This is a genomic window from Tsukamurella sputi, from assembly GCF_007858445.1.
Taxonomy (GTDB): domain Bacteria; phylum Actinomycetota; class Actinomycetes; order Mycobacteriales; family Mycobacteriaceae; genus Tsukamurella; species Tsukamurella sputi.
The window spans coordinates 44,179-58,446 of the sequence record NZ_VIGV01000012.1; the positions used below are offsets into that span (position 1 = coordinate 44,179).

The window sequence follows — 14,268 nt, forward strand, 5'->3', positions numbered from 1 at the left end:
CCCCACGTGCAGTTCCTTCCTGATAGCCGCCCGCAGTACGACCTGACCTACGACGACGTCTTCCTCGTCCCCAACCGGTCGGACGTGACCTCCCGATTCGACGTGGACCTCTCGTCGGACGACGGCACGGGCACCACCATCCCCCTCGTCGTGGCCAACATGACGGCCGTCGCCGGCCGCCGGATGGCGGAGACCGTCGCGCGCCGCGGCGGCATCGTCGTCCTGCCGCAGGACCTGCCGCTGCAGGCCGCGGCCGACACGATCTCCTACGTCAAGAGCCGCGACCTCGTCGCCGATACCCCGGTCACGCTCGGCGCCGAGGACTCGGTGAGCGACGCCGTCGCGCTGCTGCCCAAGCGCGCCCACGGCGCGGTCGTGATCATCGACGCCGAGAACCGCCCCGTCGGCCTGGTGACCTCCGGCGCGTGCGAGGGCGTCGACCGGTTCGCCCGGCTGCGCGACGTCATGGCCACCTCCTTCGTGTGCGCCGCCGCCGGCACCGCGCCCGAGGCCGTCTTCGACATGCTCGAGAAGGACCACTCCGATCTCGCGGTCCTCGTCGACACGGACGACCGCCTGCACGGCGTCCTCACCCGCACCGGCACCGTCCGCGCGGGCATCTACACCCCCGCGGTCGACGCCGCCGGCAAGCTCCGGATCGCCGCCGCGGTCGGGATCAACGGCGACGTGGCGGCCAAGGCCCGGGCGCTCGCCGAGGCCGGCGCCGACGTGCTGGTCGTGGACACCGCGCACGGCCACCAGGCCAAGATGTTCGACGCACTCGAGGCCGTCGCCGCCCTCGACCTCGGGCTGCCGCTCGCGGCGGGCAACGTGGTGGCCGCCGCCGGCGCCCGCGACCTCGTCAACGCCGGCGCGACCATCGTCAAGGTGGGCGTGGGCCCCGGCGCCATGTGCACCACCCGCATGATGACCGGCGTCGGACGCCCTCAGTTCAGTGCCGTGCTCGACTGCGCCGCGGCGGCCCGTGAGCTGGGCGCGCACGTCTGGGCCGACGGTGGCGTCCGCCATCCGCGCGACGTCGCACTGGCCCTGGCCGCCGGTGCCTCCAACGTCATGGTCGGCTCGTGGTTCGCCGGCACCTACGAGTCCCCCGGCGACATGAAGTACGCCACCGACGGCTCCGCCTACAAGGAGAGCTTCGGCATGGCCTCCAAGCGCGCGGTCGCCGCGCGCACCGCCGGCGAGGGAGCCTTCGACCGGGCCCGCAAATCGCTGTTCGAGGAGGGCATCTCCAGCTCGCGGATCCGCGTCGACCCGGAGGCCCCGAGCGTCGAGGACCTGATCGACCGGATCACCTCGGGCGTGCGCAGCTCGTTCACCTACGCGGGCGCGCGCACCGTGCCGGAGTTCCACGGTCTCGCCACCGTCGGCGTGCAGAGCGCCGCGGGCTTCGCCGAGGGCCGACCGCTGCCCGGCGGCTGGTGACCGGCCGGGGCGCACGCGCCCCGCTACACTGCGTTCACGCGATCCCCCACTGCTGAGAAGGAACATGAAGGTCCGAAGACCGGGCAAACGCCGCCGACGACAGACTCCGCCGACGCCGGAACGGACGGTGCCCGTCGATGGCTAGCGCGCTGATCACCGTCGGCGCCATCGTCGGTTTCCTCGCGCTCACGGTGGGCACGGCGCTGTTCGTCGCCGCCGAGTTCTCGCTGACCGCGCTGGAGAAGTCGACGGTCGACGCCGACGTCCGCGATCGCGGCGACCGCCGGTCGAAGCAGGTGCAGAACGCGCACCGCACCCTGTCCTTCCAGCTCTCCGGTGCCCAGCTCGGCATCACCATCACCACGCTGGTGACCGGTTACCTCGCCGAACCGGTGCTCTCGAAGTTCCTGCGCCCGGCGCTGGAGTGGACGGGCATGCCGGACGTCGTGTCCACCGCTCTCACCCTGGTGCTGGCGCTGATCATCGCGACCTCGCTGTCGATGGTGCTCGGCGAGTTGGCGCCGAAGAACCTCGCGATCGCCCGGCCGCTGCAGACCGCGCGGCTCACGGCGGGCGCGCAGTCGCTGTTCTCGTCGACCTTCCGGTTCGCGATCTCCTTCCTCAACCGGTCCGCGAACGCCCTGGTCCGGCGGCTCGGCATCGAGCCGGCGGAGGAGCTCAGCTCGGCGCGCTCGGCGCAGGAGCTCAGCGCGCTGGTGCGCAACTCCGCGGCGCAGGGAGCGATCGACGAGATGACGGCCGAGCTCGTGGGCCGCAGCCTCGAGTTCGGCGAGCTCACCGCGGAGGAGCTGATGACGCCGCGACAGCGGATCGACTCACTCGAGGCCGATGCGACCGTCGCCGATCTGATCGCGCTCTCGATCGAGTCCGGCCATTCCCGCTTCCCCGTGGTCCGTGGCGACCTGGACGACACCGTCGGGCTGGTGCACGTCAAACAGGCGCTGACGGTGCCCGCGGAGCGTCGCGCGACGGTCGCGGTGGCCGCCATCGCCACCCCGGCCCCCGTGGTGCCGACGACGCTCGACGGCGACGCGCTCATGGAGCAGCTGCGCGCCAACGGCCTGCAGATGGCGCTCGTGGTCGACGAGTACGGCGGCTCCGCCGGGATCGTCACCGTCGAGGACCTGATCGAGGAGATCGTCGGCGACGTGCGCGACGAGCACGACGAGAACGAGCCCGTCGACGTGCAGCGCACCGAGAACGGCTACCTGTGCGCCGGGCTCCTGCGCGTCGACGAGCTCGAACGCGACACGGGATACCGCGCCCCCGAGGGCGATTACGACACGCTCGGCGGCCTGGTGATGTTCCTCCTGGGACGGATCCCCGCGGTCGGCGACCGCGTGCCCCTGCCGAACCACCCGTCCCTCGACGAGGACGGCGGGACGCCGCAGTGGTCGGCGCGGGTCGCCCGGATGGACGGCCGCCGCGTCGACCTGGTGGAGGTGACCCATGAATGACCTCCTGAGCGTCGCGCTGACGGTGCTGTTGCTGGCCGCGAACGCCTTCTTCGTCGCCGCCGAGTTCGCACTGATCGCGGCCCGACGCGACCGCCTCGAGGCCCTCGTGGAACAGGGCCGCTCGAGCGCGAAGGCCGTGATCAAGGCCTCGGAGAACCTCTCACTGATGCTGGCCGGCTGCCAGCTCGGCATCACGATCTGCTCGATCCTGCTCGGTAAGGTCGGCGAGCCCGCGATCGCGCGCCTGCTCGAGAAGCCACTCGCCTGGGCGCACGTCCCCGACGCGCTGCTGCACCCGATCTCCTTCACCGTCTCCCTCGGCCTCGTGGTGGTGCTGCACATCCTGTTGGGCGAAATGGTGCCGAAGAACATCGCGCTGGCCGGTCCCGAGGCCGCGGCGATGCTGCTGGTGCCGCCCCACGTCGCCTTCGTGCGGCTGGTGCGCCCGCTCATCGCGGTCTACAACTGGCTGGCGATGCTGGTGCTCCGCATCGGCGGCGTCGAGCCGCGCGACGAGCTCGACAGCACCGTCTCGGCGGGCGAGCTGAGCGAGCTCATCGCCGAATCGCACGACGAGGGCCTGATCGACGCCGAGGAGCGGGTGCGGCTCACACGCGCCCTGCAGACCTCGCGGCGGACCGTCGCCGATGTGGCGATCCCGCTGACGGAGATCCGCGGGCTGCAGGCGGTGCAGGGGACGAACGGCATCTGGGGTCCGACGCTCGGTGACATCGAGTCCGCCGTCGCGGAGACCGGGTACTCCCGCTACCCCGTCCGCAGCAGCTCGGGTGCGTTCACCGGGTACCTGCACGTCAAGGACGTGCTGCCGGACATCATGGACGCGGCAGTCGGGCCGGACACGGTGATCGGCGCGAACCGCGTGCGCCCCCTGCCCGTGGTCGACGGTGCGCTGTCGCTCGACCAGGCCGCGGGCCACCTGCGCCGCCTCGGCGGGCACCTCGCCGCCGTCGCCGACGATCACGGCCGCACCATCGGCATCGTCGCCCTCGAGGACGTGGTCGAGGAGTTCGTCGGCACCGTGCGCGACGGGACGCACCGGGTGTGAGCAGCACCGTCCTCTCGGACGCCGAGTGGGAGGCCCGCGCGGCCGCCCACCGGGACCGCCTGACCCCGTTCGTCGACGCGCACCGCCGCCGGGCCGCGCGCGGCGAGAAGCACCCCGTCTGGGACTTCCTGTTCACGTACTACGGGCACCGGCCCGCGCACCTGTTGCGCTGGCACCCCGGTCTGGGCGTCGAACTCGACGGTCGGCGTGCGGCGGCGGAGTTCAGTGGCATGCGCGGCTATCTCGTCGACGGCACGCGGGTGCGAACGGACCCGGCGACTCTCGCCAAGCGCGCCGGAACCGCGGCCTACGTCGAACGCCTCCTTGCCGCGACTGCCGCGCGCGCCCCCGTCTTCGGGTGCTTCGGGCTGCACGAGTGGGCGATGGTCTTCGCCGAGGCGGATCAGGCGCGCCACCCGGTGCCGCTGCGCCTGGGCGCGGAGGGCACCGACGAGGTGGTGCGCGCGGGGAGCCTGCGCTGCACCCACTACGACGCCTTCCGCTTCTTCACCCCCGAGGCCGCGCCCCGCAACGCGACGCGCCTGACCCGGGAGTCGCAGGTCGCCTCCGAACAGCCCGGCTGCCTGCACGCCGGCATGGACCTCTACAAATGGGCCTTCAAGCTGACGCCCGGCGCACCGTCGGAGCTGGTGGCGGACGCCTTCGATCTGGCGCGCGAGGCCCGCGAGCTCGACATGCGCGCCAGTCCCTACGACCTCGCGGCGCACGGCTTCGCACCCATCGCGATCGAGACCGCCGACGGCCGCCGCGAATACGTGCGGCGGCAGGCGGTGCTCGCCGAGCGGGCCGCGCCGATCCGCGCGCGGCTCCTCGAGACGGTCCGCGCCTGGCCCGGCACCGGCGAACCCCGTGCCGGTATGCCCGACTCCCCCGCCTAGACTTCCCTCCCAGCGAAGGTCCGTGTGCGCGAGCGCGCGGCGCAAGAGGGAACCCGGTGCGAATCCGGGGCTGCCCCGCAACGGTGAGTGCGCGCAGGCGCGTGCGAGCCCGATACCTGCCCTCGCGACCGCCCGGAGCCGGGCGGTGCTCACCGACCCGAGGGGAGTCGCGGAGTGCGAGTCGTCTCGTCGCGCCGTGTGGCAGTACTGCTGATCTGCTTGCTGATCGCTCTGATCGCCGCCATGTGGCTGGGCGTCCTGCTGGGCACCGTGCGCATCCCGTGGCGGGACTCGACGGGCTACGTGTGGGCCTTCCTCACCGGCGGCACCGTCGACGCCGAGCACGCCACCCACTACCGGATCGTCGCCGATTCCCGGATCCCCCGAGTACTCAGCGCCGCGATCGTGGGCGCGGGACTCAGCGCGATCGGCGTCGCGGTGCAGGCGATGGTGCGCAACGCGCTCGCGGACCCGTACGTGCTCGGGATCTCCTCGGGCGCGTCCGTCGGGGCGACGACGGTGGCCCTGTTCGGCGTCTTCGGCACGCTCGGCCTGTACGCGCTGCCGACCGCCGCCTTCCTCGGCGCACTGGGCGCGACGGCCCTGGTGTACCTCATCGCCTACCGGGGCGGCGGCCTGACGCCGCTGCGGCTCGTCCTGACGGGGACCGCGCTCGCGTACGGCTTCTCGGCGGTGACGACGGTGCTCGTCTTCCTCGCCCCGCGCGGCGACGCCGCGCGCACCGTGATGTTCTGGCTGTTCGGGAGCCTGTCCCCCTCGACCTGGCGCACCACGGCGCTGCTCGCGGTGACGGTGCTGATCGGGCTGATCGTGCTGCGCTACGGTGCGCGCAAGCTCAACGCCCTCGCTCTCGGCGACGAGGTCGCGATCTCCGTGGGGCTGTCCGCGTCCGGCTACCGCTCGGCGCTGTTCGTGCTCACCGCCGCGATGACCGGGATCATCGTCTCGGTGTCCGGCGCTATCGGTTTCGTCGGGCTGGTGGTGCCCCACGTCGCTCGACTGCTGGTGGGTGCGGACCACCGGCGCGTCCTGGTGATCGCGCCCGCCGTCGGCGCGCTCTTCCTGGTGCTGGCCGACATCGCCGCCCGCACCGTCGTGCCGCCGCAGGAGCTTCCGCTCGGCGCGATCACCGCGGCGGTCGGCGTCCCGCTGTTCATCGCGCTCATGCGGCGCCGCACCGTCGGGGGCGCGTAGGTGCGGGTCGAATACAGCGGCGTCACCGTCGAACTGGGCGGCACCCGGATCGTCGAGGACATCAGCCTCACCGCCGCCACCGGCGAGTTCATCGGCGTCGTCGGCGCCAACGGCAGCGGCAAGTCCACTCTCCTGCGCTGCGTGTACCGGGTGCTCACGCCGTCGTCCGGGACCGTGACGGTCGACGGCATCGACGTCACCGCGGTGAGCCTGGCCGAGAACGCGCGCAATGTGGCCGCCGTGATGCAGCACGCGCCCTTCGACATCGGCTTCACGGCGCGCGAGATCGTCGAGACCGGCCGCGTGCCGCACCGCCGGCGCGGGGTCCCGCTGTCGGCGCACCGCCGGGCGGTCGACGGTGCGCTCACCGCCGCCGGCGCCACCGATCTCGCGGACCGCGACTTCGGGACGCTGTCGGGCGGCGAGGCGCAACGCGTCCTCATCGCACGGGCCTTCGCGCAGGAGCCGCGGATCCTCGTGCTCGACGAGCCCACCAACCATCTCGACGTGCGGCACCAGTTCGCCGTGCTGAGCGCGGCGCGCGGTCTGGGCGTGACGGTGATCGCCGTACTGCACGACCTGAACCTGGCGGCGCAGTACTGCGACCGGCTGTACGTGCTCTCGGACGGCGCGCTGGCCTGCTCGGGCACACCGTCGGACATCCTCACGCCCGCGACCATCCGGCGCTACTTCGACATCGGGGCGCACATCGTCCCGCACCCCCGCCTGGGGGTCCCCCAGGTGATCTTCGACGAAGGACCATGACATGAAACGACTCCCCCTGCTGCTCCTGAGCGGCGTCCTGCTCGCCGGGTGCGGCGCGACCGTCGAGGAGGCCGCCCCGGCATCGTCGAGCGGCAAGGCCGCGACCGTCACCAACTGCGGCGCGCCGCTGACTGTCCCGCACACGCCGAACCGCGTGGTGGTCAACGACACCGGCACCGCCGAGATCCTGTTCGCCCTGGGCCTGACCGACCGCGTCGTCGGCTACACCACGTACGACGGCAAGCACGTCGACTACAACACCTCGCCGTGGAAGGCGGACTTCGATCGCGCACCGAGCCTGGGCACCGCGTTCACCCGGGAGACGATCCAGGCGGCCCGTCCGGACTTCGTCTTCGCCGGCTGGAACTACGGCTTCAAGGAGACCACGGGCGTCACGCCGGACTGGATCCGGCAGATCGGCGCGGTGCCCTACCAGCTGACCGAGGCGTGCCGGCAGACCGGGAGTACGCGACGCGGGATCATGCCGCCGCTCGACGCCCTGTTCCGCGATCTCACCGACCTCGGCACCCTGTTCGGCATCGAGGAGCGCGCCGCGAAACTCGTCGCCGACTACCGCGCCCGCATCGACGCGGTGCGCGGCGGCGCACCGTCGGGCGAGAAAGCGCGCGTCTTCCTCTTCGACAGCGCCTCCCCCGATCCGTTCACGTCGGGCCGCACGGGCACCCCGCAGGCGATCATCGACAATGCGGGCGGGACGAACGTCTTCGCGGATCTCGACGACTCGTGGACCTCGGCGTCCTGGGAGGCCGCGGCCCAGCGCGATCCGCAGGTGATCGCGATCGTCGACTACGGCGTCGGCCCGGAGAACACGCCGGACGCGAAGATCGCGCAGCTGAAGTCCCAGCCGCTCATGGCGAACACGACCGCGGTGCGCGAGGGCAACTTCGTGGTCATCCCGTACGCCGGCTGGGTCGAGGGTCCGCGCACGCCGGCCAGCGTCGAGACGCTGGGAAAGTACCTGCGCTCGAAGGGGTTCTGATCCGCCCGGCGAAGACAGCGATGCGATGACATACTCCCCGTGACCGTGAGCGTCGCTCACGGTCGTGTCCCGTTCATGGACTTTCAGGGAGAAGAGTCATGACAGATCACCTCGCATCACCCGAGCTCACCCGGCGGATGTTCCTCCGCGGCGCAGCAGTCGCCGGGCTCACCGTCGCCGGAGCCGCCGCCCTCGCACCATCGGTGCAGGCGGCGTCGTACGTGCGGCCCGTCCGCGATCCCGCGGCGCATCCGATCACCGCGGCGTGGCGCAAGCCGGGACCATGGGCGGCCGGCTACCACACCGGAGTCGACATCGGCTGTGGCGTGGGCACTCCCGTGTACGCCACCATCGGCGGAGATGTACGCACCGGGCGGGCGAACTGGGGTCCCTCGTACGGGACGATGATCCTGATCAACGACAACGTGGACGGTTCGGACTGGGGGTACTGCCACCTGTCGAAGGTCCTGGTGACGGACGGTCAGGCCGTCGCGACGAACCAGCTGATCGGCTACTCGGGCAACACCGGGAACACCACCGGGCCGCACATGCACCTGGAACGCCGCCCGCGGTACGGCGGCTACGGAACCGATCTGAACCCGAACCTCTGGCCGTGACCACCGGGCAGTAGGGCATCGGTCCGCTCCGCGGAGGGCATCGACGACGAGGGCCCGCCGGACTCCCCCCGAGTCCGGCGGGCCCTCGTGCCCCGCGGGTGCCGCCTACGTGGCGGGCTTGGTGATCTTCACGTCCTTGCCGAACTCGGTGAGGTTCAGCGTGATGGGCAGCTCCTTCAGCTTGACCTCCATCCGCGTGACGTTCGGCTTCGGCATCGGGTTCGCCGAGGAATCGAAGACGATCCACAGCGTGATGGGCAGCGAGTTCCCGGCATTGCCGCGAGCGGCGATGTCGGTGATCTGCGGCAGCAGCGGGTCGAGCACCTGGGTGGCGACGGTGCCGCTGACCTTGACGGCCTTGAGTCCGTTGACGGTGTCCTTGCCCTCGACCTTCGGGTTCTGGACGGAGTCGAGGATCTTGGCGAGGCCCTTCTCCAGGTCGAGGATGATCGCCGGGTCGTAGACGCCCTTCTCACCCGTCTTGCCCATCGGCTGGTACTTGGCGCCGCCGAGGTTGGCGTAGAGCACCCCGTCGATCACGACGAACTTGGTCTGCACGTAGTTGTCGTTGACGCGGACGTTCGCGTCACCCTGCGCGGCGACGCGCTTGGTGTCCTTGAACGAGATGATGTCGCCGTTGACGCTGGTCACCGGGAGCCCCTGGATGCCCTTGTCGACGGCGAGCGTCAGGTGCTCGGAGTAGGTCTCGCGCGTGGCGAGCGCCGCGTCCTTGACGATCTCGACGGTGGGCAGGCCGCTCGCGTCGACCGACGGGGCGGCCGACGGGGCGCCCGACGCGCCGCTGGCGGCGGACGCGGTCGTGGTCGTGCCCGACGAGGTGTCGTCCGACTTCTTGTCCGAGCAGCCGGTGAGCACGAGTGCACCGGCAGCGAGCAGCGCGACAGCCGCCCGCGATGCCTTGAGGTTCATGGGTTCCCCCCTGGAATCTGTCCGGGCGGAGCCGCCCGGGGCCGAATGAAAGGGCGGAAGTCCCGCCCTCACGATGAAGTATGCATGAATGCCCGCTCCTATCGAAGCATTCTTCCCCGCCGTTTCACGGCAAATCGGACACTGGAAGGTAGCGGCAAGCGCACCTTCAGCGATCCATTAGCGTGACCGGAGACGGTCTACACAACCGCCGGATCCGGCAGTGTTCAGGAGGAACGAGAAGTGTCGATCAACCCCACCCCGCCGCCGGCTCCCGCCGAGCGCGGCACGGCCGATCCCGGCCCCCGCGATCTCGAGCGCGGCACGGACCCGGGACGCGGCGGCGGCGCAGGTCGTGACGGTGCTTCCGGCTCCGACCAGCGCGACCCCGGACGGCGCCCCGCCGGCCCTCGCGGCCGTGATTTCGACACCGAGGGCGGCGACCCCGGCCCCCGCGATCTCGGGCGCGAACCCGGTCCCGGTGGCGGACCGCAGTTGTCGAACGTATGGGTTTACAAGGGCCGCGCCTACGATCTTTCGGAATGGATCAACAAGCATCCCGGCGGAGAATTCTTCATCGGGCGGTCCAAGAATCGTGACATCACGTCGATCATCGGGTCGTATCACGCGAATCCCGAGAAGATCGAGAAGATGCTGGAACGGTTCGCGCTCGACCGTGACGCCCGCGTCGAGGACGTGCACCCCAAGAACAATGCGCCCGCCTTCCTCTTCAAGGACGGATTCGACAGTTGGCGCGACACCCCGCGCTACCGTTTCGACGATCCGCAGGACCTGCTGCACGCCGTGAAGGCACGGCTGCGCGACCCCGCGATGAAGGCTCGGATGAAGCGCATGGACCGGTGGTTCAACATCACCGCCGCGGCGCTCGCCGTCGCCTACGTCGCGGTGATCGCGACCCGGCTCAGCGTCCCGGCGTGGATGCCGATCTGGCTGTTCGTGATCCTCATGGTGATGCTGCGCAGCTCCCTCGCCGGTTTCGGGCACTACGCGATCCACCGCGCGCAGAAGGGCGCGACCAAGGTCCTGGTCAACGCGTTCGACATCAACTACGTCGCGCTGTCCTTCGTGACCGCGGACGGCCACGCGCTGCTGCACCACCCGCACACGCAGAGCGAGGTGGACATCAAGAAGAACGTCTTCACCATGATGATGGACATTCCGCGCTGGTACCGGATCCCCATCCACACGCTGCACAAGTTCGGCCACACCGCCACGGGCATGACAATGCGCCTGGTCGAGATCGTCAAGCTCACTAGGCAGGTCGGCGTGGCCGACATGTACGGCTCGCTGCGCGGTGCGCTCCCCCACTTCATCGGGGCGTTCGCCATGCGCGCACTGCTCATCGGCGAGTTCTTCCTGTTCCTGTTCCTCGGCGACGTCTGGGCGTGGATCGCGCAGTTCGTGGCCGTGCTGTGGGTGAGTACCTTCCTCGTGGTCGCGAGCCACGACTTCGAGACGGACGTCGACGACCTGCCCGAGGTCGAGACCGAGGACTGGGCGATCAACCAGCTCAACCAGGCCTACGACCTGAAGATCTCGGGCAACCGCTACGTGGACTGCTTCCTCTCGGCCGGGCTGTCCAGCCATCGCGTGCACCACGTGCTGCCCTACCAGCGCAGCGGCTACGCGAACATCGCCACCGAGGACCTGATGGCGGAGGAGGCCGCGAAGTTCGGCGTCGAGTGGCTGCCGCGGCGCAGCTTCCTCTTCGACCGGCTCCCCGATCAGGTCAACACCTTCCTCGGCCAGAAGTCGCGGCCCGCCCAGGAACAGGGCCACGGCTTCTTCCGCGAGCACTTCTCGCCCCAGGCGCTCAAGACCTCGGGCTCGTACGTCGTCGCCGGTTTCACCGGCATCGGCACGGTGTAAGGAGATCACCATGAACACGCAGGAACAGACCCCCGTCGTTCCCGAGCAGGCCTGGTTGGGCGCGCCGCCGGCGCCGCCCACCTCGGTCGCGGTGATCGAATCGCTCGCGACGGGCTCGCCCGCGCAGGCCTACGACCAGGCGGAGTCCGCCGACCGTGTTGCCGCCCGCTTCGAGGATCCGAAGCAGGCCGAGCGCATCCGTCGCGTGTACGCCAAGACGCGGGTCGCCGAGCGCCACCTGGCGATCGACCCGCTGACGCCCGAGTTCGCGGAGTTCAGCGCCCGCCCCGACACGGTCCGCGAGCGCATGGACCTGTTCTACGAGCACGCCGCGCCGCTCGCGATCGACACGGCCCGTCGCGCACTGGGCGACCTCGACCCCGCGGACGTCGGCCAGCTGGTCTTCGTCACCAGCACCGGCTTCCTCGCGCCCGGCGTGGACGTGGCCGTGATCCGCGCGCTCGGTCTCGCGCCGGGCACGAGCCGCGTGGTCATCAACTTCATGGGCTGCGCCGCCGCGATGAACGCGCTCCGGGTCTCGACCGATTACGTGCGGGCCCACCCCGATCGCAAGTCACTCATGATCTGCCTGGAGCTCAGCTCGGTGAACGCCGTCTTCTCCGGTGACCCGAACGACGTGGTGATCTCCAGCCTCTTCGCCGACGGCTGCGGCGCGGCGGTGATCGGCGCCAGCGAGGTCGGACATCCCCTGCCCGCGGGCCGGATCGTCGTGCGCGACACCTTCAGCCACCTGCTCGACGGTGCCGAGGACGGGATCGTCCTCGGAGTCAACGCCAACGGCATCACGTGCGAGCTCGCGGAGTCGCTCCCCCACTACATCGTGAGCGGCGTGGCACCGGTGGTCGACGAGGTGCTGCAGCGCAACGGGCTCGGCCGCGAGTCGATCGCGCACTGGGCGATCCACCCGGGCGGCCCGAAGATCATCGAGTCCGCCGCCGCCGCGCTGGGCCTGCCCGACGAGGCCTCCCGGATCAGCTGGGACGTGCTCGCCGAGCACGGGAACATGCTCAGCGTCTCGCTGCTGTTCGTCCTCGAGCGCCTGCTCGCCCAGACCGACGGTGCCGTCTCCGACGCGCCGAGCACGGGCATGGCCTTCTCCTTCGCCCCCGGGGTGACGGTGGAGGGCTTCCTGTTCGACGTCATCACCGGCGAATGAGCCGCTCATGAAGCTCCTCAAGTTCCTGGTCTCGATCTCGCCTGCGGCCATCGCCGCAGCGGTGGTCGCGGGCCTCGTCGCCGGCGCGGCGAACGCGTACCTGCTCACGCTCATCAACGGGCTGGTGGCGCCCGGCGCGCAGCCGGAGGTCAGTCCTACCCGGTTCATCGTCACCGCGGTGGTCGTGGTGGTCGCGGGCGTCGCCTCGCAGCTGATCCTGCTGCACCTCGCCCAGGCGGCCGTCTACCGCCTGCGGGCGCGGCTCTCGCAGCGCGTGCTGGCCGCGCCGCTCGAGCACATCGAGCGGCTCGGCGACCACCGCCTGCTCGCGACGCTGACCGAGGACGTGCGCTCGCTGTCGATGGCGGTCTCCGGCATTCCGGGGCTGTGCATCGACCTGGCCACGATCATCGGCGCGCTGACCTACCTCGCGACGGTCTCCGGCCCGCTGTTCGCGGTGTCCGTGGCGGGCACGCTCATCGGCATCGCGTGTGTGGAGACGGTGCTGCGCCGGGTCCGGGAGACCTACCGCCGGGCCCGCGAGCTCGACGACGCGCTGATCGGCTCCTTCCAGGAGGTCACGCACGGGATCAAGGAGCTCAAACTGCACCGCGGCCGGCGGGCCGACTTCCTGGACCGCAAGCTGCTCGGCACCGCTGAGGACCTGCGCGGCAAGCACGTCGCGGCGGGTACCCGGTTCGCCGGTGGCCAGGCCCTCGGCCAGGTGCTGCAGCTGGGCACCATGGTGCTCATCCTGTTCGTGCTGGCCCGTGCCCTGGAGCTGCCACGGGAGACGATGATCGGCTACGTGCTGGTCACGACCTTCCTGTCGATGCCCATGCAGAGCCTCATGCACCGCATCCCCGACCTGCTGCGGGGCGACGTCGCACTCGCCAAGATCCGCGGCCTCGACCTGTCGCTGGAGACCCCGCGCGACGAATCCGCGCTCCCGTACGACGACCGGCCGCTGTCCGACGGCACCGTCGAACTGCGGGGCGTGGGCTACGAGTACCTGCCCGAACCCCCGCCCGGCCACGGAGCACCCGGCCAGCACCCGCCGCACGGCGGCCCCGGCGGACCCGGGGCGCCCGGCGGTCCGCCGCCGCATCCCCCGCAGGCACCGCCCCCGGGCATGCCCGGCGTCCCGCACGGCTTCCGGCTCGGCCCCGTCGACCTGACACTCCGCCCGGGAGAGGTCACCTTCGTGGTCGGCGGTAACGGCAGCGGCAAGTCCACGCTGGCGAAGCTGATCAGCGGGCTGTACGCGCCGCGGATCGGCGAGATCCGGGTCGGCACCGCCGCGGACGGCACGCCCGGCGAGGTCGTCGGGCCGCACAACACGGAATGGTTCCGGCAGCACACGACCGCGGTCTTCGCCGATTTCCACCTCTTCGACGACTACCTGGGCCTCGCGGCCGACGACCTGGACGACCGGGTCCGGGGCCTGCTGCACGACCTCGAACTGGCGCACGCGGTGACGGTGCGCGACGGGAAGCTGTCGACGCTCGCGTTGTCGACGGGGCAGCGCAAGCGCCTCGCACTGCTCACCGCACTGCTCGAGGACCGGCCCGTGTACCTCTTCGACGAGTGGGCCGCGGACCAGGATCCGCGGTTCCGCGAGGTCTTCTACGACCGGATCATCCCGGACCTGCGGGCGCGCGGGAAGACGGTGGTGGTGATCACCCACGACGACCGGTACTTCGACCGCGCCGACCAGCTGGTGAAACTGGACTTCGGCCAGGTGGTCCCGGCGTCGGCGTCGATCACGCGCGGAGTAACCTGAGGGCT

General features: G+C 70.9%; 12 protein-coding genes and 1 riboswitch. Of the genes, 11 read left to right on the forward strand and 1 reads right to left on the reverse strand.

Features of this window, described 5'->3' with window-relative positions; genetic code table 11:
• Window positions 1-6: 6 nt before the first annotated feature.
• The 8 genes from guaB1 (at window position 7) to FK268_RS21335 (ending at window position 8,486) form a co-directional block, all read left to right on the forward strand.
• A complete protein-coding gene (guaB1, locus tag FK268_RS21300) occupies window positions 7-1,446 on the forward strand; it encodes a GMP reductase (RefSeq protein ID WP_146437465.1) in 1,440 nt (479 codons plus the stop codon).
• 137 nt (window positions 1,447-1,583) lie between these two features.
• Window positions 1,584-2,924, forward strand: coding sequence for a hemolysin family protein (locus tag FK268_RS21305; protein WP_146437466.1), 1,341 nt, complete (start codon window positions 1,584-1,586; stop codon window positions 2,922-2,924).
• Entirely contained in the window at window positions 2,917-3,990 is a 1,074-nt protein-coding gene (locus FK268_RS21310; protein WP_146437467.1) for a hemolysin family protein, read from the forward strand. The genes FK268_RS21305 and FK268_RS21310 overlap by 8 nt, the downstream gene beginning before the upstream one ends.
• Entirely contained in the window at window positions 3,987-4,889 is a 903-nt protein-coding gene (locus tag FK268_RS21315; protein ID WP_146437468.1) for a 3-methyladenine DNA glycosylase, read from the forward strand. The genes FK268_RS21310 and FK268_RS21315 overlap by 4 nt, the downstream gene beginning before the upstream one ends.
• Window positions 4,889-5,027: riboswitch (cobalamin riboswitch) on the forward strand. (Overlaps the previous gene by 1 nt.)
• Before the next feature lie 36 nt (window positions 5,028-5,063).
• On the forward strand, window positions 5,064-6,104 hold the full coding sequence (locus FK268_RS21320) for a FecCD family ABC transporter permease (RefSeq protein WP_438696010.1): 1,041 nt from the start codon (window positions 5,064-5,066) through the stop codon (window positions 6,102-6,104).
• Complete coding sequence (locus FK268_RS21325) at window positions 6,105-6,869, forward strand: ABC transporter ATP-binding protein (protein WP_146437469.1); 765 nt, start codon at window positions 6,105-6,107, stop codon at window positions 6,867-6,869.
• A 1-nt stretch (window position 6,870) separates the two neighbouring features.
• Complete coding sequence (locus tag FK268_RS21330) at window positions 6,871-7,869, forward strand: ABC transporter substrate-binding protein (RefSeq protein WP_146437470.1); 999 nt, start codon at window positions 6,871-6,873, stop codon at window positions 7,867-7,869.
• A 98-nt stretch (window positions 7,870-7,967) separates the two neighbouring features.
• Window positions 7,968-8,486, forward strand: coding sequence for a M23 family metallopeptidase (locus tag FK268_RS21335; protein ID WP_146437471.1), 519 nt, complete (start codon window positions 7,968-7,970; stop codon window positions 8,484-8,486).
• Between the two features lie 105 nt (window positions 8,487-8,591).
• Here FK268_RS21335 and FK268_RS21340 read toward each other — a convergent pair whose 3' ends face one another.
• Window positions 8,592-9,416 carry an LppX_LprAFG lipoprotein gene (locus FK268_RS21340; protein ID WP_146437472.1) on the reverse strand — a complete coding sequence of 275 codons (825 nt, stop codon included), beginning with the start codon at window positions 9,414-9,416 and terminating at the stop codon, window positions 8,592-8,594.
• A 492-nt stretch (window positions 9,417-9,908) separates the two neighbouring features.
• On the opposite strand from FK268_RS21340, the gene FK268_RS21345 reads away from it, so the two are divergent.
• Genes FK268_RS21345 through FK268_RS21355 form a run of 3 tightly spaced genes read left to right on the forward strand, consistent with a single transcriptional unit; the run spans window position 9,909 to window position 14,263 of the window.
• The gene (locus FK268_RS21345) at window positions 9,909-11,303 is read left to right on the forward strand and encodes a fatty acid desaturase (RefSeq protein ID WP_166443516.1); all 1,395 of its coding nucleotides are present in this window, start codon (window positions 9,909-9,911) and stop codon (window positions 11,301-11,303) included.
• A gap of 10 nt (window positions 11,304-11,313) precedes the next feature.
• Complete coding sequence (locus FK268_RS21350) at window positions 11,314-12,480, forward strand: type III polyketide synthase (RefSeq protein WP_146437474.1); 1,167 nt, start codon at window positions 11,314-11,316, stop codon at window positions 12,478-12,480.
• A 7-nt stretch (window positions 12,481-12,487) separates the two neighbouring features.
• Window positions 12,488-14,263 (forward strand): ATP-binding cassette domain-containing protein, encoded by a 1,776-nt coding sequence (locus FK268_RS21355; RefSeq protein WP_146437475.1) that lies wholly within the window; start codon window positions 12,488-12,490, stop codon window positions 14,261-14,263.
• Window positions 14,264-14,268 lie beyond the last annotated feature (5 nt).